This is a genomic window from Streptomyces alanosinicus (assembly GCF_014650595.1).
GTDB lineage: Bacteria > Actinomycetota > Actinomycetes > Streptomycetales > Streptomycetaceae > Streptomyces > Streptomyces alanosinicus.
This window is the reverse complement of sequence record NZ_BMVG01000010.1, coordinates 200,811-222,267: the sequence shown is the minus strand read 5'-3', so window position 1 is coordinate 222,267 and position 21,457 is coordinate 200,811. Positions and strand designations below refer to the sequence as shown.

The 21,457-nt window shown below is 71.5% G+C and carries 14 protein-coding genes and 2 pseudogenes; 10 read left to right on the top strand and 6 right to left on the bottom strand.

The window, feature by feature from the left end; genetic code table 11:
- Positions 1 to 324: 324 nt before the first annotated feature.
- Positions 325 to 417, top strand: a pseudogene (locus IE277_RS49595) (sugar ABC transporter permease); the annotation flags it as partial.
- Between the two features lie 32 nt (positions 418 to 449).
- On the opposite strand, the gene IE277_RS22830 reads toward IE277_RS49595, so the two are convergent.
- On the bottom strand, positions 450 to 1,232 hold the full coding sequence (locus IE277_RS22830; RefSeq protein ID WP_189955254.1) for a VOC family protein: 783 nt from the start codon (positions 1,230 to 1,232) through the stop codon (positions 450 to 452).
- A gap of 371 nt (positions 1,233 to 1,603) precedes the next feature.
- Here IE277_RS22830 and IE277_RS47365 point away from each other — a divergent pair.
- Positions 1,604 to 1,834 (top strand): annotated as a pseudogene (locus tag IE277_RS47365) (hypothetical protein); the annotation flags it as partial.
- On the opposite strand, the gene IE277_RS22820 reads toward IE277_RS47365, so the two are convergent.
- On the bottom strand, positions 1,808 to 2,428 hold the full coding sequence (locus tag IE277_RS22820) for a hypothetical protein (RefSeq protein ID WP_189955252.1): 621 nt from the start codon (positions 2,426 to 2,428) through the stop codon (positions 1,808 to 1,810). The pseudogene IE277_RS47365 and the gene IE277_RS22820 sit on opposite strands and share 27 nt — an antisense overlap.
- A gap of 230 nt (positions 2,429 to 2,658) precedes the next feature.
- Here IE277_RS22820 and IE277_RS22815 point away from each other — a divergent pair, with 230 nt between their 5' ends.
- The 4 genes from IE277_RS22815 (at position 2,659) to IE277_RS22800 (ending at position 9,016) form a co-directional block, all read left to right on the top strand.
- Complete coding sequence (locus IE277_RS22815) at positions 2,659 to 4,653, top strand: glycoside hydrolase (protein ID WP_229881913.1); 1,995 nt, start codon at positions 2,659 to 2,661, stop codon at positions 4,651 to 4,653.
- Positions 4,654 to 4,736: 83 nt separating this feature from the next.
- Positions 4,737 to 6,035 carry an alpha/beta hydrolase family protein gene (locus IE277_RS22810; protein WP_189955250.1) on the top strand — a complete coding sequence of 433 codons (1,299 nt, stop codon included), beginning with the start codon at positions 4,737 to 4,739 and terminating at the stop codon, positions 6,033 to 6,035.
- Positions 6,036 to 6,298: 263 nt separating this feature from the next.
- Positions 6,299 to 7,267: a trypsin-like serine peptidase gene (locus tag IE277_RS22805; RefSeq protein WP_229881912.1), complete on the top strand. Its 969-nt coding sequence runs from the start codon at positions 6,299 to 6,301 to the stop codon at positions 7,265 to 7,267.
- A gap of 102 nt (positions 7,268 to 7,369) precedes the next feature.
- Positions 7,370 to 9,016 carry an APC family permease gene (locus IE277_RS22800; protein ID WP_189955246.1) on the top strand — a complete coding sequence of 549 codons (1,647 nt, stop codon included), beginning with the start codon at positions 7,370 to 7,372 and terminating at the stop codon, positions 9,014 to 9,016.
- 25 nt (positions 9,017 to 9,041) lie between these two features.
- Here the strand turns inward: IE277_RS22800 and IE277_RS22795 are convergent, their stop codons facing one another.
- Both IE277_RS22795 and IE277_RS22790 read right to left on the bottom strand, forming a co-directional pair.
- A complete protein-coding gene (locus tag IE277_RS22795) occupies positions 9,042 to 10,040 on the bottom strand; it encodes an SDR family NAD(P)-dependent oxidoreductase (protein WP_189955312.1) in 999 nt (332 codons plus the stop codon).
- 98 nt (positions 10,041 to 10,138) lie between these two features.
- On the bottom strand, positions 10,139 to 11,305 hold the full coding sequence (locus IE277_RS22790) for a UDP-N-acetylglucosamine--N-acetylmuramyl-(pentapeptide) pyrophosphoryl-undecaprenol N-acetylglucosamine transferase (RefSeq protein WP_189955244.1): 1,167 nt from the start codon (positions 11,303 to 11,305) through the stop codon (positions 10,139 to 10,141).
- A gap of 64 nt (positions 11,306 to 11,369) precedes the next feature.
- On the opposite strand from IE277_RS22790, the gene IE277_RS22785 reads away from it, so the two are divergent.
- The 4 genes from IE277_RS22785 to IE277_RS22770 all read left to right on the top strand — a co-directional run bounded on the left by IE277_RS22785 (position 11,370) and on the right by IE277_RS22770 (position 17,932).
- Positions 11,370 to 12,089 (top strand): response regulator transcription factor, encoded by a 720-nt coding sequence (locus IE277_RS22785; RefSeq protein WP_189955242.1) that lies wholly within the window; start codon positions 11,370 to 11,372, stop codon positions 12,087 to 12,089.
- Complete coding sequence (locus IE277_RS22780) at positions 12,086 to 13,519, top strand: HAMP domain-containing sensor histidine kinase (RefSeq protein ID WP_229881911.1); 1,434 nt, start codon at positions 12,086 to 12,088, stop codon at positions 13,517 to 13,519. Before IE277_RS22785 ends, IE277_RS22780 begins: the two co-directional genes overlap by 4 nt.
- 260 nt (positions 13,520 to 13,779) lie before the next feature.
- A complete protein-coding gene (locus tag IE277_RS22775; protein ID WP_229881910.1) occupies positions 13,780 to 16,692 on the top strand; it encodes a lectin in 2,913 nt (970 codons plus the stop codon).
- Between the two features lie 67 nt (positions 16,693 to 16,759).
- Positions 16,760 to 17,932 (top strand): PP2C family protein-serine/threonine phosphatase, encoded by a 1,173-nt coding sequence (locus tag IE277_RS22770; RefSeq protein ID WP_229881909.1) that lies wholly within the window; start codon positions 16,760 to 16,762, stop codon positions 17,930 to 17,932.
- Positions 17,933 to 17,957: 25 nt separating this feature from the next.
- On the opposite strand, the gene IE277_RS22765 is transcribed toward IE277_RS22770, so the two are convergent.
- Together IE277_RS22765 and IE277_RS22760 are read right to left on the bottom strand one after the other, a co-directional pair.
- Positions 17,958 to 18,773: a maleylpyruvate isomerase family mycothiol-dependent enzyme gene (locus IE277_RS22765; RefSeq protein ID WP_189955240.1), complete on the bottom strand. Its 816-nt coding sequence runs from the start codon at positions 18,771 to 18,773 to the stop codon at positions 17,958 to 17,960.
- An 84-nt stretch (positions 18,774 to 18,857) separates the two neighbouring features.
- Positions 18,858 to 21,317, bottom strand: a complete 2,460-nt coding sequence (locus IE277_RS22760) for a SpoIIE family protein phosphatase (protein ID WP_189955304.1) — start codon at positions 21,315 to 21,317, stop codon at positions 18,858 to 18,860.
- Positions 21,318 to 21,457: the final 140 nt, after the last annotated feature.

Below are 21,457 nucleotides of genomic sequence, written 5' to 3'. Positions count from 1 at the left end.
TCAACATGGATGAGGTGCGCGTCTCGTCGACATGGATATGGCCATGGAGATGGACCTGGACACGGACATCGACGTGGCGCGCGACGAAGACTCTGCCCCTCCCCAGGGACACGATGCCCATGCCCGCCTCCCTCGCCTCCTGTGTGGAGTCATGACAGGTACGGCCGCACCTGCGTGGTCGAGGAGCGGGACATCGTCTACCGCTCGGGCGCCGGTGCCGGCTCGCGGCATCCGGACGAGCCGGACTACACGGCCGCAGCCACGCCCGAAGGGCCCTGGCAGCTGCGTCTGCGGCCGGCCGAGAGCTTGCTGTTCCGGTTCAGCGCGCTCATCGGGTACGGGACGGCCGTGGCGCTGATGCTGTTGCTGGTGGGGGCGGGGTTCTCGACCGGCTACCTGCGGTTGATGCGGGAGAGACCTGAGGGGCACCCGCCCCCGGGGTCAGGCGGCTACTGCTGCGGCGGCTCCGGCTTGAGCACGGCGAACGGCGCCCCGAACGGATCCGCCAGCCAGCACATCCGCCCCACACCCGGGATGTCGGACGCCGGCATCAGGACCGAACCCCCGGACTCCTGCGTCCTGGTGACGGTCTCGTCCACGTCGTCCACCGAGAAGTACGGGATCCAGCGCGTCTCCTCCGCATCGCCCTGCAGCCCGGCGACGCCGCCGAAGGATGCGTCCTGCTGGTCCCCCTCGCCCGTGGAGAGCACCGTGTACGTCATGCCCGGCATGTCCATCGCCTGCGAGCGCCAGCCGAACACCGCCTTGTAGAAGCCGAAGGCGCCCGCCGGGTCCCCGGTGTGGAGTTCCGCCCAGCACAGGGCATCGGACTCGGAGGCCTTCTCCAGGCCCTTGACCGCGGCCGGCTGCCAGACGGCGAAGTCCGCGCCACCGGGGTCGGTGAGCTGGGCCATCCGCCCTGCCTCGAAGACGTCGAACGGCGCGCTGCGCACCCGCCCGCCGTGCTGCTCCACGGCTTTGGCCGTGGCGTCCGCGTCCGGCGTCTGGAAGTACACCGTCCAGGCCGAGCTCGCGCCCTCCTCCATGAGGGGGCCGAGCGCCGCGACGGTCTTGCCGTCCTTCTGGAAGAACCCGTAACCACCGGAGTCGGGACCCGCGGACTGGAACTCCCAGCCGAAGACCGCGGCGTAGAAGGCAGCGGCCGCATCGGTGTCGGGGCTGCCCAGGTCGAGCCAGTTCGGCGAGCCGGTGACAAAGTCTGTGGTGAGCATGGTGGAGTGCTCCTTCGACTGATTCGCGCCGGTTCCCCCGGCGTGAATCAGTCTGGCATCTGCCACTGACACTCGGGCGGCGCGCACGAGGCAGGCAGGGGACGGCCGGGCAATCCATCCGAACGGGCTAGAGCCTTTCCCGACCCATCGACACCCGGCCGATCGCGTCCCGGGTTCTGCCGGGTTCGTCGCAGGAGACCGGCGGGCGGGTGAGCGGGGGACCGTGGCGGGGTCGCGGCCGATCTCCGTGAAGCAGCAGTCCGGCAGCGCGCTGCGGCGGGCGAGGTCGTCGATGTCGGCGCCCCCGGGGACGTTCCACAGGTCGGCGTGCTCGGAGTCGTGGAAGGGCAGGCCGTGTGCCGCGTACTCGCGCCGGCGGCGAGATCCACCCCGATCCACATCTGCATCTGCATCTGCATGCCTACCAGCTCATGCGCGGTGTCGGGAACCCGTGCATCGGCGCGGACAGCAACCCCCGGTACGACGCCCGCCGACTGGTCGAGCTCCTGGTCGCGGGCCTGCGTGCCGACCACGCCGACAGCGTCGCCCGTCGGCCCGGCAACCGCAGCTGCCGGTCAGAACCAGATGCGGCAGGACAGTAGCCCCAGGCCCGCTGCCGCGGCCTGTCTCCACACCCGCAGCGGGTGGTCGAGGATGCCGACGGGTTCCTTGTCCCCGGGCCAGTCCTCGATGCGCCGGAGGACCAGCTTCCGCTCCGCTCCGGACAGCGCGAGCACGGACTCGACGGCCTCCAGATGGTGACGCACCTCGGCGGCGGTCAGTACCGCGTCGCCCGCCCAGCCCGGCAGCACTCGGGCTCGCCGCGGACCCAGGCCGTGGAACAGCGCTGCCACCGGATTGTCCTTGCGTACAGAGGTTATGGACGGCTCGACATCCTCGTCGAACCGCTCCCACCACTCCATGATGTGCAGTGCGCAGGAACCGTCCAGGGCGTCGAAGGCCGAGGCGTTGACCATGTCGTACAGATGCAACGCCTCTTCGGTGTTGTAGCCGTCCGGCCGCCAGACCGGCACCGCCCCGTCGCCCCGGGCCGCATCGCGCTCCCACCGCGACCAGGCGTCCCGTGCCGACGTGCTCTCCCCCATCTCCCTGATCACCGGGCCCGCGACCGGAGCCAGCTCCGCCACCTCCTCGTCGCTCAGCGCTCCCACCGCCCACCAGCTGGACAGACCCATACCGCTCGCCCTTCCCCCGTGTCCGACCGCACCGATCCCGGCTCCGCCAAGCCACGGCCATGGCCGGGCTAGGGAGCCGTACACACATGATGGCAACCGGCACTGACAACGCCCGGACCGGGTGCCCGCCCGACAGCGGACATGAACGGCACCGGCCGTGCGGCACCGGTGCCGTGACGCGGGGTCGGCTCTCACATCTTTCTTAGATTCGGTCGTAAGAGTCCGTGGCCGTGAAGGCGAGGAAGCTCAAGAAGACGAAATCGCAGACGAAGTTCATCGCCGCGGGCGGTGCGCTCCTGATGGTCGGCGCGATCGGTACGACCGCCGCGTTCGGCACCGGTACGGCCGAGCCCCGGCACATCGAGGCGCACGGGACCCAGCTCTCCGTGCCGGTCACCGGTGGCCGCGCCACGGTGGACATGACCTCCCTGGCGGTGCGGGCCCGAGCGGACGACGGCAGCAGCTGGCAGCTCTCGGCACCGGCCTCCGGCGATCTGGGCACACCGGGAAAGGTCACCATCCATGAGGGCAAGGCCAGTTGGCGCTATGACGACAAGGGGCTGACGGTGACGGCGTCCGCGCGGGACGGGCGCCTGGCCGTCACCGTGCGCTCGGCCCGGCAGTCCAGTCTGACCTGGCCGGTCTCCGGCACGGACCGAATGACCGCCGAGTTGCAGGTCCCGCGCGGCGAGGGCCTGGCCGTTCCGGTCGCCGACCGCTGGTGGAACTCCGCCTCGGCAGGCCTGGCCGGCACCGAAGCCGACATGGCCGAGGGCCTGACCATGCCGTTCTGGGGCATCAGCCGGTCCGGACGGCACGGGGCGAGCTACATCGTCGAGTCCGACATCGGCACGACCCTCGCATTCGTCTCCGCCGGCGGACGTCTGCACACCGAGGCCAAGCACATGTTCGCCCCGCAACAGGGCACGGGGAACTACACCGTGACGTTCGCGCTCACCGACGGATCGCCCGTCGCCGCGGCGCGCGACTACCGCGCTTGGCTCCAGGGCCACGGCGGCATCACCACGCTGCGCCAGAAGATCGCCCGCAATCCCGAAGCCGCCAGGCTCGTCGGTGCCTTCCACGCCTACACATGGGGCCAGGCACGTACCGCCGAAGGCGTACGCCGCCTGCGGGAGCTGGGGATCGACCGGATGTGGCTCGGGTACGACGCCGACGGCAACCCCATGGCTCGCAAGGCGACACACCTTGCCCAGCAGGCCGGTTATCTCGTCGGGCCCTACGACTCCTGGGCCAACGCGCAGGACCCGGCATCGGCGGACACCCCGGTGTCCGCCTGGCCCGCCCCGGTGTGGCAGGACGCCTGTGTGCGTCATGCGGACGGCACGATCGTCACCGGTTTCGGCGACCGCGGCTGCTATGTGAGTTCCGAGGCGCTCCGGCGCACCGAAGCCTCCCGGCACTACCTGGCCGACCGCACCCGGACGATGACCGCCAACGGCGCCACGAGCTACTTCCTGGACGTCGACGCGGCGGGCGAACTGTTCACCGATCACTCTCCGGCGCATCCCATGACCAAGGCGCAGGACCGGCGCAATCGGCTCCAGCGCATGGCCTGGCTGTCCGGCGACCGTCACCTGGTACTCGGTTCGGAGAGCGCGGGTTCCTGGGCGAACGGTGTACTGTCCTTCAGTCATGGCTCGGGCACACCCGTGGACGACCGGCTGTGGAAACTGGAGAAGGACCGCCCGACCTGGGGCGGCTACGCTCCCTACAACGCGCCGGCGGTCTACTTCAAGCCCGTCCGTCTGCCGGCCGACCTCGCGAGGACGATGTACGACCCGAGGTACCGGGTGCCGCTCTATCAGACGGTCCTGCACGACTCGGTGATCAGCACCGAGCGCTGGGAGCTGTCGTGGTCGAAGCTCCCGGACCAGAGCCGTACCCGGGCCCTGCTCGCGATGCTGTACAACGTGCCCCTCAACCTGGTCCTCGACCGGGACGAACTGGACCGGCACGGCAAGCAGATCGCCCGGTTGCAGAGGTATTTCGAGCCACTGCACAAGGCGGCGGCGACCCAGCCGATGACCGGCTTCCGCAGGCTGACGGGCGACGGTCTCGTGCAGCGGACCACGTTCGGCAAGGGTGTGCTGACCGTGACGGCCAACTTCTCCGCCAGGACTCATGACGGACTGCCTGCCGGATGTGTCGACGCGGTGATCAAGGGCGGTGCCAGGCAGCGGCTGTGCCCGACGGGTCTGTGACGAGCCCCTAGGGATACCCTGAGGCGCAATATCGGGGGCGTCCCCGGATGTGCGGAGAGGCGACGAGTCGTCAGCCTTGATCCATGACGCACCCTCTTCCGCACGACCGCGGCAGGAGCACCCGTCGGCGAGCCCTCGCCGTATGTGCCGTTGCCGCGCTCTGCACGCTGACCGCCGCTTTCCCCGCCGGCGCGGCCGCGGATACCGCCCGCGACGCCCTCACCCGTTCGTCCCCGCCGTCCGCTCGCTCCCTCTCCCTTCCCGACCCGACCGGCCCGTACCGGGTCGGGGAGGTGGGGTTGCATCTGGTGGACCGCTCACGGCACGACCCATGGCATCCCGGGCAGGACCGGCGCGAGCTGATGGTCAGTGTGTACTACCCCACGACGCACACGGCCGGCCGACCGGCGGCCCCGTACATGCTGTCCAAGGCGGCCGAGCACTTCGACGCGGTCACAGCGAACCAGTACCTCTCGATGCACATCCCGGCCGGCCGTACGGACTGGTCCCGCACCGTCACTCACGTGGCCCAGGGCGCCCCGGTCGCCGCCGGTCACCGTGGGCGGCTCCCCGTGGTCCTCTATTCACCGGGGCTGGGCGAACCGCGCACCTGGGGCACGAAGGCGGCAGCCGATCTGGCCAGCCGCGGCTACGCGGTCGTCACCATCGACAACACCTACGAGTCACCCGAGGTCCAGTTCCCGAACGGCTCGCTCGCCACCGTGTCCCTGCCCTCCGAGCCCCCGGACCACGGCGACGCCTTCGTACGCAAGGCACTGGCCGTCAGGGTCACCGACGCCGGCTTCGTCCTGGACCAGCTCCAGAAGCTGGACAGCGGCCGGAATCCCGACGCGGACCGACAGCCGCTGCCGCACGGACTGGCCGGGGCGCTGAATCTCTCTGAAGTGGGCATGTTCGGCCCCTCCATGGGCGGCACGGCCGCAGCGCTGGCGATGGACGCCGACCACCGGATCATCGCGGGCATCAACATGGACGGCAATCTGACCTACGTAGACGGTTCGCTGATGCCGGTCGCCCGGCACGGCCTCGACCGGCCCTTCCTGCTCATGGGCAAGGACGGCAAGACCGACACCGGACCGGGCTGGCAGGCCTTCCGCGCCCACACTCCGGGCTGGAACCGTCAGCTCACCCTGCTCGGTTCGGAGCACGCCTCGTTCACCGACGCGGAGGCTCTGGTGCCGCAACTGCATCTGAAGCCCCGCGTGCAGCGCAAGGACATCGGCTCCATCGACCCGGCCACCGCGATACGCACCAACGAGGCCTACGTTTCGGCCTACTTCGACCACTGGCTGCGCGGCGGCAGCGGCCGACTCCTGGAAGGACCGTCCCCCGAGTACCCGGACATGGCGTTCGAGAAGTAGGCACACCCCACTCTCGCCCCGGGCGACCCGAGGGCTTCCGGCTGACCGAGGACGGCCTCGCGAACGCCGACGAGATGCCGACCGTACCCCGCTGCGTCCAACGATGTGACGAGACGTCATACCTCAGATGTAGCCCGGAGTTTGCCGGTGGCTCGTAGAGCCGGTACGGCCGCGTGCGCTGTGCTGGTCGCGGTCGGCGGCTTATGGTGAGCCGTCACTTGCGTCCGTTCTGAGGGGAACCGATGGAGCCCAGGACCAGGATCGTGAGATACGCCGCCGTCTGTGCGGCAGCCCTTCTGCTCTGTGCCGGACCGACCGCCACCGCAAGCGCCGAGAGCACGCCCTCCCCGGACCCGCTCGCCGGCCGGCTCGACGCCTACTGGACCCCGGCCCGTATGGCGGCCGCGCTGCCCGCCGACACGCTCAAAGGCACCGAGACGGGTACGCCGGCATCCAGCGCGGCTCCCGCGGTGGACGGCCCCCGGCCGGGCGAGTACATCCCGCCGAGCCGGAGCTTCGACGGCATTCCCCAGGCAGGCACGTTCTTCTGGACGGACGCCGCCGGCACCGGCCGTACCTGCAGCGGCTCCGTGGTGCACAGTCCCGGCCGCGACCTGGTCCTGAGCGCGGGTCACTGTCTGAAGGGGTACGCGGGCACCTCGCCCAAGCGTCATCTGGCTTTCGTCCCGCAGTACCACGACTCCCTCAAACCGTTCGGGATCTTCCCGGTGCGGACCGACGGCGTCTATGTCCCGCAGGAGTACTACGACCTGGGCGAGCACGCGGGCGCCGCGTACGACTTCGCCTTCGCGGTCACCGACCCCAACCAGGACGGAACGCGTCTGGAGGACGCGGTCGGTGGAGTGCGCCTGCTCACCGGGACGGGCTACTACCATGTCCCGGTCCGGATGATGGGCTATCCGGCGGGGGCGGAGAAGCCCCTGGAGTGCTGGAGCTGGACCACGCGGTGGGACAGTGACGACCCGGCCGACCCGGGCACGTTCCCGCGCATCGCCTGCGACGCCTTCGTGGGCGGCACCAGCGGTGGCCCCATGCTCGTACCGTGGCCGGGAGGATGGGCGGTCATCGGAGTGATCGGCGGCTATCACACCGGCGGCAACACCCCGCAGGTCTCCTACAGCGCGTACTTCGGCTCGGCCACCCGGAGCCTGTACGACGCGGCGGTGGGCGGAGCCCCGCCCGCCGGTCCCCATCCCTCCGACGGCTTCTGAGCGAGCGGACGCCCGGGAAACTGCTCCGGCACGAGCACTGCCAAGGCCGCGTCGGCGTGGCACGATAGTGATGCACATCACCCAACTGAGGGGGTGTCGGCCATGGCCGTGTCAGAGGCTGAACCCGGTCCCAAGACTCACAGACCTGGGCTTCGTCGTGAGATCGGCTTCATCGGGCTCATCTGGGCCTCGGAAGGGTCGATCATCGGATCCGGGTGGCTCTTCGGCGCCCAGGGCGCCCTGGCGGCCGCGGGGCCCGCGGCGATCATCTCCTGGGCCGTCGGCGGCCTGGCCATTCTCATCCTGGCGCTGGTGCACGCCGAACTCGGCGGCATGTACCCGGTCTCGGGCGGCACCGCCCGCTTCCCGCACTATGCCTTCGGCGGCGCCGCCGGTGCGTCCTTCGGCTGGTTCTCCTGGCTGCAGGCGGCCACGGTGGCGCCCATCGAGGTGCTGGCGATGATCACATACGGCCAGCACTACTCCTGGGCGAGCGGCTGGGAGAAGGTGAGCGGCGGCGAGCACATCCTGACGCCGCCCGGTATCGCCGTCGCCGTCGGGCTGATGGCCGTCATCACGGCCATCAACTTCCTCAGCATCCGGCTGCTGGCCCGCACCAACAGCGCCGCCACCTGGTGGAAGGTCGGCATCCCACTGCTGACGATCTTCGTGTTCGCCCTCGCCCAGTTCCACACGAGCAACTTCACGGCGGCCGACGGCTTCGACCCGTACGGGGCGAAGGGCATTCTGTCCGCCGTCTCCACCAGTGGCATCATCTTCGCGCTGCTGGGCTTCGAGCAGGCCGACCAGCTCGCGGGCGAGAGCGCCAACCCCAAGCGGGACATCCCGCGCGCGGTCATCGGATCGATCATCATCGGCATCCTGATCTACATCCTGCTGCAGGTCGCCTTCCTCGCTGCGCTGCCCGCCTCCCAGATCGGCAGCCACTGGGCGAACTCCGCGTTCACCACGCTGAGCGGGCCTTTCGCCCAGGTCGCCACGCTCATCAGCCTGGGCTGGCTGGCCACGGTCCTCTATCTCGACGCCGTGATCTCCCCGGCCGGCACCGGTCTGATCTACATCACCGGCTCCTCCCGCGTGTCCTACGGCCTGAGCCGCAACGGCTATGTGCCCTCGGCGTTCGAGGCCACCAACCGGCGCGGTGTGCCCTGGGTCGGTCTGATCACCGCCTTCGTCATCGGCTGCGTCTGCTTCCTGCCCTTCCCGAGCTGGCGCTCGCTGGTCGGCCTGATCACCAGCGCCAGTGTGCTGATGTACGCCGGCGCCCCACTGTCCCTCGGGGTGTTCCGCAGCCGGCTGCCCGACGCCCACCGCCCCTACCGGCTGCCGGGCGCCGTCTGGCTGTCGCCGCTCGCCTTCATCGTCGCCAACCTGCTGATCCTGTGGTCGGGTTGGACCACCGACTGGAAGCTGGGCGTGGCCATCCTTATCGGCTATGTCATCCTCGTCGCCAACCGGTTGTTCAAGATGAATCCCATCACCCCCCAGCTCGACCTGCGCGCCGCGCAGTGGCTGCCGGTCTATCTGGTGGGCATGGGCCTCATCGTCTACCTCAGTGACTTCGGGCCGCTCAAGCACCCCTGGTTCCCGCTGTGGTGGGACATCGGGGTCGTGGCCGTCTTCAGCCTCGTCATCTACTACTGGGCCTTGGCGGTCGCCCTGCCCACGGACCGGATCCAGCATCTGATCGACCAGGTCGTGGTGCCGGAGGAGGAGAGCATCCTCTGACATTCCCTGACGTGCTGACGCTCCGTCAGACGGCGTATCGGCCCGGCGCGAACAGGCGGAGGTTGGCGCGGATCCAGTCCGAGGTGCGGCTCAGGCCTTCGTCCAGGGTGACCTCGGGCTTCCAGGAGGCCCAGGTACGGGCGCGGGAGTTGTCGGACAGCAGCCGGTGCACCTCGCTCGCCGCCGGGCGCAGCCGGGCCTCGTCGACGACGATCTCCGCGTCCTGTCCCGAGACGGCGATCAGCCTGCGGGCCAGGTCGCCGATGGCGATCTCCTCGCCGGCGCCGAGGTTGACGACCTCGCCGAGCGCCCGGTCGCACTGGGCCACGGCGAGGAATCCCCGGGTGGTGTCGGTGACATAGGTGAAGTCGCGGGTGGGGGTCAGCGAGCCGAGACGTATCTCACGGGCGCCGGAGTGCAGTTGGGCGAGGATCGTGGGGATCACGGCGCGGGCGGACTGGCGGGGGCCGTAGGTGTTGAAGGGGCGGACGACCGTCACGGGCAGGTCGAAGGCGTGGTGGTGGGAGAGGGCCATCATGTCGGCGCCGATCTTCGACGCCGAGTACGGCGACTGCGGCTGGAGTGGGTGGTCCTCGGCGATCGGGACGGTCAGGGCGGTGCCGTAGACCTCGCTGGTGGAGGTGTGTACGAGACGGCGGACGTGGTGACGCCGGCAGGCTTCGGCGATGTTCTCGGTGCCGGTCACGTTCACGGCGACGTAGGCGCCCGGCGAGTCGTAGCTGTAGGGGATGCCGATGAGGGCGGCGAGGTGGAAGACGGTGTCGCAGCCGGCGACGGCGTCCAGCACGCGGCCCGGATCACGCACGTCGCCCGCGATCACCTGCACCTGGGGGTGGTCCAGGAGGTGGGCGAGATTGCCCTTCTCCGCGTAGGGCTTGTAGTGGACCAGGGCGCGGACCGTGGCGCCCTCGCGGACGAGCAGATCCACAAGCGTCGAGCCGATGAACCCCTCGGCTCCGGTGACGAGGACGGTACGGCCGTGGAAGAAGCCGGGTGCGTGCATGGCGGTGCCTTTCTGGAAAGTGGAACTCTCGGTGCCGGTCGCTTGGGCGTAGGTCGGTTCGGTGCCGGGCGATTCGGCGTGGGTCGGTTCGGTGTGGGTCACCGTGGGCCGGGGACGGTGGTGCGCATGGGTTGTCCGGCCAGTTGGAGCACCTTGACGGCCAGCCGGTCCGCGGCGCCGCGGTGGTGGGTGCCGACGCCCGCCGCCGCGGCGGCGCCGGACATCGCGCGCAGCCGGACCGCGTCGTCGAGCAGGGAGCCGGCCATGGCTTCGAGGGAACCGGCGGTGGTCTCCTCGTCGCGCAGCAGGACCCCCGCGCCGATCCCGGTGAGGGCGCGGGCGTTGTGGGTCTGGTGATCGCCGGGCGCGTGCGGATACGGCACGAGCACGGCGGGCAGCCCGATGGTGGCCAGTTCGGCGACGGTCGCCGAGCCGGCACGGCACACCACCAGGTCGGCCGCGGCATAGGTCTGGTCGATACGGTCCAGGTAGGCCACCGCGTCGGCGACCCGGTCGGCGCCGGTGGCGCTCAGCCGGGCGCGGGCCGCGTCCAGCCCCGCCGGCCCGGTCTTGATCAGGAGTCGTACGTCGGTGCGGTCCCGCCAGCGTTCGGCCAGGCCGAGGGCCGCCTCGGTGAGCCGGGCCGCGCCGAGACTGCCTCCGTTGACGAGCAGCAGCCTGGTGTGCGACGGGACGCCCAGCGCGTGGCGGGCGTCGGCGCGTTCGGTGTCGCGTTCGAGGGCGGCAAGCGGCCCGGACAGCGGCATGCCGACGAGTTCGGGCCGGCAGGACCCGGGCAGATGGGCGCCGCCCTCGGCGAAGGCGAGCGCGACATGCGGGGTGAGCCGGGCAGCGAAGACGTTGGCCCGGCCGGGTACGGCGTTGGACTCGTGGACGAGGCTGGGCAGCCCGGCGAGCCGGGCGCCGAGGATGACGGGGGCGCTCGGGTAGCCGCCCATGCCGACGGCGATGTGCGCACGCTGTTCGCGCAGGATGGTCCGGCACTGGCCGGCGGACTTCAGCAGGGCGGCGGGCAGGGTGAAACGCCGGGCGCCGAGGGAGCGGTCGAAGGGGATCATGTCGACGGTGTGCAGGCGGTATCCGGCCTCGGGGATGAGTCTGGTCTCCAGGCCGCGCTCGGTGCCGACGAACGAGATCACCGCGTCGGGCACCCGGCGGCGCAGCGCGTCGGCGAGCGCCAGTCCGGGGTAGATATGGCCGCCGGTGCCCCCGGCACCGATCACGACGGAGAGCGGAATGTCCATGCCGAGCACGGTCCCGGTCTGTTCTAAGAGGTCTTTAAGAGCGCCGTTTGGCAGGCTTGGCCCCATGAACGATGCAGGTCAGGACCTATCCCCCGGCGGCGCTGCGCGTGTGCTGGTCGTGGACGACGATCCCGAGGTACGCGCCGCCCTGGAGGACGGGCTGGCCCTGGAGGGTTTCACCGTCCTGGGCGCGGCGGACGGGCATGCGGCGCTGTCGGCCGTGGCGGACTGGGAGCCGGACGCGCTGGTGCTGGATGTGATGATGCCGGTGGTGGACGGGCTCGCGGTGTGCCGGCAGTTGCGGGCCCTCGGCGACCGCACCCCGATCCTGGTGCTGACCGCGCTCGACGCGGTCAGCGACCGGGTGGACGGCCTGGACGCGGGGGCGGACGACTACCTGGTCAAGCCGTTCGCGCTGGACGAGCTGGCGGCGCGGCTGCGGGCCCTACTGCGTCGTGCCGGGCCCGGCGAGCCGGTCCCGTCCGCGCAGGTGCGCTTCGCCGATCTGGTCGTGGATCCGCAGACCCGCACGGCGCGCCGCGGCGGGCGGCGGCTGGAGTTCACCCGCACCGAGTGGAGCCTGCTGGATCTGCTGCTGCGCCATCCCGGCCAGGTGCTGGAACGGGAGACGATCATGCGCTGGGTGTGGGGCCGGGACCTCGGGCCGGACTCCAACTCCCTGGCCGTCTACATCGGATATCTGCGCCGCAAGCTGGAGGCGGGCGGCGATGCGCGGCTCGTCCACACCGTGCACGGCGTGGGCTACCGGCTGGACGAGCGGTGACCCGGCGTCGGCCACCGGCCGGCCGGGTGCCCCGGCCGCGCCGGCACCGGCGCCCTCCGCTGCGCCGCCGGCTCGCGCTGACCGCGTCGGCCGCGGTGGCGGGGGTGGCGCTGGCGGTGTGCGCGGGCGCGTACGCCGTCACCGTCTACACGCTGCACCGGCAGTTCGACCTGCAGCTGACGCAGGCGGCCACGCTGGCCGTGCAGCAGCACCAGGACGAGGGTCCGGGCGTACAGGCCGGCGAGTGCCGGTATCTGGCCGCACCCGCCTGCGCCCAACTGGTTCCCGAGTCCTCGGCGAACGACCCGCGCCAGCCCTATCTGCTGCCCGTCACCGACGCGGTGCGCGAGGTCGCCGGCCGCCATCGGTCGCCGTACTACAGCACGGCCTCGGTGGCCGGGCATCCGGTGCGGGTGCTGACCACGCCGGCGCGCAAGGGGCTGGCGATGCAGGTGGCGCTGCGCTCGGACGGGGTGCGACGGGCCGAGCGGCAGGCGGCCTGGCTGCTGGCCTTGATCGGTGGGGCGGGTGTGCCGGTCGCGGCGCTGCTGGGCTACTGGGTGTCGCGTTCGGGGCTGGCTCCCGTGACACGGCTGACCTCGACCGCGGAACGCATCACGGCGACGCGGGACGCCGGGCTCCGTATCGAGCTGCCCACGGAGCCCAGGGGCAGCGAGGACGAGATCACCCGGCTCGCCGTCACCTTCAACACCATGCTGGACGCCCTGGAGGAGTCGCTGGCCGCGCAGCGCCGGCTGGTGGCCGACGCCTCGCACGAACTGCGCACCCCGCTGACGGCGTTGCGGGCGAACGCGGAGATCCTGCTGCGTGCCGAGCAGCTGACGCCGCGCCAGCGGGAGCGGGCGACGGGGGCGCTCACCCGTCAGCTGCGGGAAGTGACCACGCTGGTCAACGATCTGATCGACCTGGCCCGTGACGAAGAGCCACAGCAGGCGCTGGAGTCGGTCCCGCCGGTTGTGCTGCTGGAGCACGTGGTGGCGGCCGCCCGCGATCACTGGCCGAACGTCCCGTTCGTTCTCGACACCGACCCCTCGGCCGCGTCCGCCCTGACCGCGGCGGTGCCGAGCCGGCTGACGCGGCTGTTCTCCAACCTGCTGGACAACGCGGCGAAGTTCTCCCCGCCCGGCGGCCGGGTCGAGGTGGCGGCGCACCGGTCACCGGACGGCACGCGTGTGGAGATCACCGTCCGCGACCACGGTCCCGGCATCGACGCGGCCGACCTGCCTCATGTCTTCGACCGCTTCTACCGGGCCCGAGCCGCTCGTGCCCTGCCCGGCTCGGGCCTCGGTCTGGCCATGGCCCGGCAGATCGCCCATACCCATCACGCCGAACTCACCGCCCACCAGGCCCCGGGTGGCGGGGCCCTGTTCCGGCTGATACTGCCCGTGGACTCACCGGCAGGCGCATGACACCTCACCCCAAGGGGAACGTCCGGGCCGCCGACTCGTAGCCGGTGCACGGCGCGAAGTAGCAGGCGGTGGCGAGGCCGACCGCGTCCATGTGCCCGTTGCCGCCATGTGTCCGTTGCCGGTGTCGGCCGCTGTGTTCTCGGCGTTGCCGTGTGTACGAGATATGACGTTACGTCAGTCGGGCGGCTGGTTCTGCACCGCGTGTCCTTGACAGCAGGGGTCGAAGGGACCACTTTTCGGGACATCGTTGTCGAAGGGACATGGTCACGATGGTGCCGTTCCGACTTCTGTCCGTGCTGGCCGCGGGCGCCCTGGCCCTGGGCGCCGCCTCGATCCCCGTCCACGCCGATCCCGTCACGCTCGCGCCGGTCACCGATCCGGCCTCGCTCGTGAACCCGTTCATCGGAACCACACACGCCGCCGACGACTTCCCGGGCGCCGACACCCCGTTCGGGATGGTCCAGTGGAGCCCCGACACCAGCCCCCACCGGCCGGACGGCGGTGGCTACGAGTACACCGATTCGGCCATCACCGGATTCGGTCTGACCCACATCGCGGGACCGGGCTGCCGGGCCGCCGGCGACATCCCGGTGCTGCCGACCGTCGGCGCCGTGGACACGGCCGCCACGGACACCTTCTCGCACGACAACGAGTCCGCCTCGCCCGGCTCGTACACGGTCTCGCTGGACAACGGGGTGAAGACGGAGCTGACCGCCACCACCCGCAGCGGCATGGCGCGCTTCACCTTCCCGTCCACCGGCCAGGCCAACCTGCTCTTCAAGCTGACGGCCAGTGAGAACGGCGACACGGCAGCCGAGTTCGACGTGGTGAACGACACGGAGGTGCGAGGCAAGATCACCAGCGGCAACTTCTGCGGCGAGGGCAACTCCTACACCGTCTACTACGACATGGTCTTCGACCAGCCGTTCCGGCACAGCGGTACCGCGCTGGCCGCCGCCACGCCCTCCACGCCCAGGACCGACGCCTCGCCCAACGCCCCCGAGGCGCCCAACAGACCCGTGCTGCACGGTGCCATGCCGCGCACGCCCCGCGCCTTCGGTCCCCGGGCCAGCGGCTCCGACGGCTACGTCACCTTCGACACCACCACCCACCAGGCCGTTCAAGCCAAGGTCGGGATCTCCTATGTCTCGGCCGCGGGCGCCGTGGCCAACCGCCGTGCGGAGAACCCCGGCTGGAATCTGGCCAAGGTGCAGGGCGCGGCGCGCGCCACCTGGACGTCCCTGCTCGGCCGGGTGCGGATCGCAGGCGGCACACCCGACCGGCAGACCGTCTTCTACACGGCGCTCTACCACTCGCTGCTGCATCCGAACGTGATCAGCGACACCGACCGCCGCTATCCCGGCTTCGACGGCAGGATCCACACCGTCGACAAGGGCCACGGCGCCGCCTACGCCAACTACTCGGGCTGGGACGTCTACCGCTCGCAGGCCCAGCTCGAAGGTCTCCTCGCCCCGCAGGTCGCCTCCGACACCGCCCAGTCGATGGTCGACGACTACCGGCAGACCGGCCTGTTCCCCAAGTGGTCGGAGAACAACGGCGAGACCCATGTCATGGTGGGCGACCCGGCGGACGAGATCATCGCCGACTACCACGCCTTCGGGGCCCGGAACTTCGACACCGCCGCCGCGCTCAAAGGCATGATCGCGGGCGCCACCGTCCCCAACGACAACCGACCCGGCCTCGCCTACATGCAGCAGCTCGGCCGGCTGCCCAGCAACGGCAAGTACGGCTGCTGCAACTTCTACGGCCCGGCCTCCACCACGCTTGAATACAACTCGGCGGACTTCGCGATCTCGGCCTTCGCCGGCGCGCTCGGCCACACCGCTGATCAGCAGCGGTTCGCGAACCGGGCGCAGGACTGGCAGAACCTGTTCCACTACAGCAGCGGTTTCGTCCAGCCGCGCGACGCCTCGGGCACGTGGACGGGCGGGTTCTCACCCACCTCGGGCAGGAACTTCGTGGAGGGCGACTCCTGGCAGTACACGCCGATGGTGCCGTTCAACCTGCACGGACTGGCCACCGCCATGGGCGGCGACGCGGCCATGGCCACGTTCCTTGACACGGACCTGTCCTCCCTGACCGGCGCCGGCGGATACACCGACCTCGGCAACGAGCCCAGTCTCAACATCCCCTGGGAGTACGACTACATCGGCCGCCCGTACCAGACGCAGAAGGTCGTCCGGCAGGTCCAGGACCAGATCTGGACCGACGGTCCGGCCGGGCTGGCCGGCAACGACGACCTGGGCGAGATGAGCTCGTGGTACGTGTGGTCCGCACTCGGCATGTACCCCGAGACCCCCGGCACCGCCGATCTGGCGCTGGGCAGCCCGCTCTTCCCGCAGGCCGTGCTCACCCTGCCCTCCGGCCGCACCCTGACGATCGACGGCACGGGTGCGGCGGACGACGCCCCCTACGTCCAGTCCGCCACCTGGAACGGCGCCGCGTGGAACGCGGCCCACGCTCCCGACGGCGCCCTCAGCGGCGGCGGCACCCTCACCTACGTCCTCGGCACCTCCCCCAACACGTCCTGGGCGTCGGATGCGGCCGCCGCACCGCGCTCCTACCCGGGCGCGCCCACCTACAGCGGCGTCGGCACGTCCGGCGACACCGCCGCGGCCTCGGCCAACTTCGACGGCGCCGGCTTCAGCTACTCCGCGCACGCCCTGGCCACCGCCGGAGTCACTCCCGGTGCCGAGGTCACCGTCGGCGGGGCGGCGTTCACCTGGCCGGACGTGGCGCCCGGCGCCCGGGACAACTACGAGGCGAACGGGCAGACGGTACGGACCTCCGGCTCCGGCAGCATCTCCTTCCTGGGCGCCGCCAACAACGGCCCGGTCTCCGGCACCGCCACCGTCACCTACACGGACGGCACCACCCAGCCGGTCACGCTCGGCCTGTCCGACTGGACGCTGAGCGCGGGCGCCGGCTCACCGCTCGCCGACAACACCGTCGCGGTGACCCTGCCGTACCGCAATCACGCGGGCACCGCGTCCGACCCCACCACCACCTATGTGTTCGCCACCACTCCCGTGGCACTGACCCCGGGCAAGACGGTCAGCGGGGTGCGCCTGCCGTCCGACGTCGCGTCCGGGGGCCTGCATGTCTTCGCGATCGGCTTCGGCGGCACGGCCTCGGCACGGGGCCACCGCTGACCGGCGGAACATGCCGTTGAGTGGAGCAATACCGGGGTAAGGCGGCGCGGCGCACCAGGCTGGTCGGGTGAAGGACGAAAGGACCGGCCCGGAGCCGGAGGACGCCGCGCTCCGGCACCGGCTGCCGGCGCCGCCACTGTGGCTGCGCTGGCTCCCGGTCCTCTATGTCGCGGCCGTGCTGCTGCTGGAGCCGGCCACACCGGTGGACTGGCCGGTGAGCTTCGCGCTGATCTGCGTGCCCGTACTGGCCGCGTTCGCGCTCGGGCCACTGGGCGTCGCCGCCGCCACGGTGTTCGCCGTCACCCTCGAAGGGGTGCTGGCGGGTACGCCGTGCTGCGCGGGCCGGTCCGTCGGCTATCTGTGGGACCGTCACTACGTCGCTTCCTACATCTGTACGGCCCTGGTGGGCGGCCTCGGCGCGATCCTGGCCGCCCACCGGATCCGGCGGGAACGCACCCTCGCCGATGTGCGGTTCGTGGCCGAGACCGCGCAGCGCGTCCTGCTGCGGCCCGTGCCGCACCGCATCGGCCATCTCCGCCTGGAGAGCCTCTATCTCTCGGCCAGCGCGGAGGCGCGCATCGGCGGTGATCTGTACGAGGCGGTCCCGACCCGCTTCGGGGTCCGCCTCCTCATCGGCGACGTCCGCGGCAAGGGGCTGCTGGCGGTCGAGACCGCCGCCACGCTGCTGGGCGCGTTCCGCGAGGCGGCGTACGACGAGCCCGACCTGCTGGCGCTGGCCGGCCGGGCGGACACGAGCATGAGCCGCAGGGCGGCCCAGCTCGGCGGGACGGAGACGGGCGAACGGTTCGTCACCGCGGTGTTCGCCGAGATCCCCGCCGACGGCCGTCTCGTCCGCATCGTCAACTGCGGCCATCCGCCGCCGATCTCGCTGCGCGCCGGCGAGGTGTGCGAACTGGACAGCGGACGGCCGAGGCCGCCGCTGAACCTCGGCATGCTGGTCGAGGACCCGTACCACGTCGACGAGTACCCCTTCCGTCCCGGCGATCAGCTGCTGCTGTACACGGATGGTGTCACGGAGACACGGGACGCGGCGGGCGTCTTCTATCCGCTGCTGCAGCGCCTGAGCACCTGGGGCCCGCTCCCGCCGAAGGAACTGCTCCGCCGGCTCCACGACGACCTGCTCGCCTACAGCCACGACAGCCTGCAGGACGACACCGCGGCGCTCGTGGTCTGCCTGGTCCCCGAGCAGCCGCCGTCGGCCGCGTCACCGGCGGGGTGAGCGCGGCCCCCGGGCCGGCGGCGGGTCAGAAGGCCGTGTGCGCGAACCAGTTGTCCAGGACCGCGGCCTCGCCCGAGACCTCGAAGACCGGGTCCTGGTACGACCGGCGGCCGTACAGGAGCAGCAGGAGGTCTCCCGCGTCGCCGTGCACCGCCGCCGTGACCGGCGCGGAGGCGTCGGCCTCGATCTCTGCCTGCGGAACCGGGCGGAAGCCGTCCGGCTCCAGCCGTACCCGCCACTCCTCGGCCCTCGCGTCGGCGGCGTCCCGGCACCGGAAGGCGAGGGTCTCGCCGTCGCCGCGCAGCTTCGTCACGCCGGGCGCGAAGAGACCCGCGTAGGGCAGGTTGACGAGGAACTCGTCCACGCCGTCCGCCGCGAGCACGGGGTCGATGTCCGAGGGCAGGCCCACGGCACGCTCGGCGTCCACCCGGTGCACCAGCGTCTCGAAGAGCATCCGGCGGGCCCAGAACCGCGCGTGCCGGTCCTCGCCCCAGACCCACATCGCCGCGTCGGGATCCGTGTCCCGCAGCACGGCCGCGACCTCGGGCACGCCCGCCGCCACCCAGTCGGGGTACTCCTCCGCGGTCTCCGGCAGTCCCAGCTCGATGTCGCGGCTGCGCGGAGGCTCCTGCACCAGCTGCGTCAGCAGGGTGGAGAACCAGCGCTGCAGCGCGCCCACGTGCCGGGTGAGGTCGGCCAGGGTCCAGCCGGGACAGGAGGGCACGGCGCCCGCCGGGTCGGCGCCCTTGACCACCTCGGTGAGGCGCAGGGTCTCGCGCGCGACGGCCTCGCGGTAGGTGTCGTACGGCAGGGGGTGCCCCGCCCCGTTCGTCGATGCCATCGGCCCTCGTCCTGTTCTGTGTCCGCCTCGGAATCCGTTGTCGCCAGTCTGGCTGCTGGAGTCCACTCGAAGGCAAATCGGGACTCAGGGTATCTCCTGCTCGGCCCAGATGATCTTGCCCTCGGCGGTGTACCGGGAGCCCCAGCGGTGGGCGAGCTGGGCCACCAGGAAGAGCCCACGGCCGCCCTCGTCCATGCTCCTGGCGTGTCTGAGCCGGGGGGCCGTGCTGCTGGCGTCGGAGACCTCGCAGGTGAGGCGGGCGTCGCGGAGGAGTCGTAGCCGCAGGGGCGGTGTGCCGTAGCGGACGGCGTTGGTGACGAGTTCGCTCACGATGAGTTCCGTGGTCATGGCCGCTTCCGCGCCGAGGCCCCAGTCCTCGACCTGGCGGGTGGCGCGGGCGCGCACGGCGCCGACGGCGGCCGGGTCGGGCGGTACGTCCCAGGAGGCGACCCGGTCGGCGCCGAGCGCGCGGGTGCGGGTCAGGAGCAGGGCGATGTCGTCGGACTGCGGGACGGGTACGAGCGTGCGCACGGCGGAGGAGCACAGCTCTTCCAGGTCCTGGCCGGTGCGGGTGAGGGCCTCGGCGAGCCGGGACATGCCTTGCTCGACATCGTGGTCGAGCCCCTGGATGAGGCCGTTGGTGTAGAGGCCGAAGAGGCTGTTCTCGGCCAGTTCGATCTCGGTGGCCTCGAAGGCCATTCCGCCGAGCCCGAGCGGGGGCCCGGCCGGGATCGCCGGGAAGGAGGGGCGTCCGCGCGGTGAGACGACGACGGGCGGCGGGTGTCCGGCGCGGGCCATCGCGCAGCGCCTGGTGACCGGGTCGTAGACGGCGTAGAGGCAGGTCGCGCCGATGAAGGTGCTCCGGGCGGCCGTGCCGGCCGCGGCCTCCTCGTCGCTCAGCCGGAGCACGAGGTCGTCGAGATGGGCGAGCAGCTCGTCGGGCGGCATCTCCATGGCGGCGAGGGTCTGCACCGCCGTGCGCAGCCGGCCCATGCCGGCCGCCGCCGTGATGCCGCGGCCCACCACGTCGCCGACGACGAGGGCCACGCGGGCACCGGACAGCGGGATCACGTCGAACCAGTCGCCGCCGACACCGCCGGAGGGGTCCGCCGGCCGGTAGGAGGAGGACACCTCCAGGGCGGTGCCGCCGGTCAGGACCGGGGGCAGCAGGCTGCGCTGGAGGGTGACCGCCGCCGTGTGCTCCCTGGTGTAGCGGCGGGCGTTGTCCACGCACACCGCCGCGCGTGCCACGAGTTCCCGGGCCAGCAGGACGTCGTCGGTGCCGAAGGAGGAGGGGTTGCGGGAGCGGGCGAACGTGGCGAGGCCGAGGACGGTGTTCCGCGCCCGCATCGGCACGAAGATCAGCGAGTGCAGCCCGAACTCGCGGATGCGTGCCACGCGCAGGGGTTCCCGGGCGGCCCACAGGGCGTCGTCGGGGTCGAGGACCGGGATGAGCAGCGGTTCGCCGTCGATGAGCAGGCGCGCGTCGTGTGTCGGCGGGAGGAAGTCGACCGGGTCGCCGACCTGGACGACGGCCTCGGGGGTGCCGTCGCGCACCGAGCGCAGTGCGGCACGGCGCATGGCCGGCCTGGCGGGCGCGGGTCCGGCGTCGCTCAGCCACGCTCCGTGGCCCTCGGTGCTGAGCACGGGTTCCAGCAGGTCGACGATGACGAAGTCCGCGAAGCGGGGGACGGCGAAGTCGGCGAGTTCCTGGGCGGTCCGCATCACGTCGAGGGTCCTGCCGATGCTGGTGCCGGCCTCGTTGACCATGGTCAGCAGCTGGCGGGCGTTCCACCGCTCGGTGACGTCCTGGACCATGTAGCAGACGCCGGTGACGGCGTCCGCGACGTCGACCAGCGGGAAGAACGAGGTCGCGTAGGCGTGCTGGCGGTGCGGGTCGGCCCAGCTCCAGCCCACGTACTCGTAGTCGGTCACCGGCAGCCCGGTCGCGAGCACCTTGCGCATCAGGCCCTCCAGGGCCTCCGTCTGCAGCCCGGGGAGCAGTTCGCTCAGCCGCTTGCCGAGCCGCTGGTCACGGGGGACCCCGCCGAAGCGTTCCAGGGTGTCGTTCAGCCAGATGTAGCGCAGCTCGGTGTCCATGACGGCCATGCCGACCGGCGAGCGGGTCAGAAAGCCGTCCAGGACCGACTGGCCCATGGTCCACGGCCGCCACTGTTCGCGGGCCGACAGCAGAAAGCACTCGGTGCCGCTCATGCGGAACGGGGCCGAGACCCGCAGCTGCAGGTCGAGGCGGTGGCCGTCCCGGTGCCGTACGGCGACCTGCCCGCTCCAGCCGTTGCCGGCGCGGCAGCGGGCCACGACGCCGGCGAGCCGTGCCGGGTCCTCGGGCACGGCGAGCAGGCGCGCGGCGGAGGCACCGACGACGTCCGCTGCCGCGTGCCCGAGGAGCGTCTCGGCGCTGCGGGTCCAGCCCACCACGACGCCGTGTTCCGATATCACCGCAGCCGCGTCGGTGGACGCGTCGAACAGATCACCCGGTCCCCCGGGTGTGCCTGCGGCGAAACCCTCTCGCACGGATTCCATCATGTACACCCTTACACCACTATGGTCCCGTTTGGCCGGTGATGTTCAGGGAACTACGGGAGCCATGCCGGCTCCGTCCGGACGCGGCGCCGTCCGGTTGGGCCGGGCCGCGGCGGGAGCGACCATGGAGGGACCGGCCC

Coding starts and splice junctions, on each gene's coding strand:
- IE277_RS22800 (WP_189955246.1), top strand. CDS start 7,370: ATGGCCGTGTCAGAGGCTGAACCCGGTCCCAAGACTCACAGACCTGGG.
- IE277_RS22760 (WP_189955304.1), bottom strand. CDS start 21,317: ATGGAATCCGTGCGAGAGGGTTTCGCCGCAGGCACACCCGGGGGACCG.
- IE277_RS22810 (WP_189955250.1), top strand. CDS start 4,737: ATGACGCACCCTCTTCCGCACGACCGCGGCAGGAGCACCCGTCGGCGA.
- IE277_RS22830 (WP_189955254.1), bottom strand. CDS start 1,232: ATGCTCACCACAGACTTTGTCACCGGCTCGCCGAACTGGCTCGACCTG.
- IE277_RS22785 (WP_189955242.1), top strand. CDS start 11,370: ATGAACGATGCAGGTCAGGACCTATCCCCCGGCGGCGCTGCGCGTGTG.
- IE277_RS22765 (WP_189955240.1), bottom strand. CDS start 18,773: ATGGCATCGACGAACGGGGCGGGGCACCCCCTGCCGTACGACACCTAC.
- IE277_RS22790 (WP_189955244.1), bottom strand. CDS start 11,305: ATGGACATTCCGCTCTCCGTCGTGATCGGTGCCGGGGGCACCGGCGGC.
- IE277_RS22775 (WP_229881910.1), top strand. CDS start 13,780: ATGGTCACGATGGTGCCGTTCCGACTTCTGTCCGTGCTGGCCGCGGGC.
- IE277_RS22795 (WP_189955312.1), bottom strand. CDS start 10,040: ATGCACGCACCCGGCTTCTTCCACGGCCGTACCGTCCTCGTCACCGGA.
- IE277_RS22820 (WP_189955252.1), bottom strand. CDS start 2,428: ATGGGTCTGTCCAGCTGGTGGGCGGTGGGAGCGCTGAGCGACGAGGAG.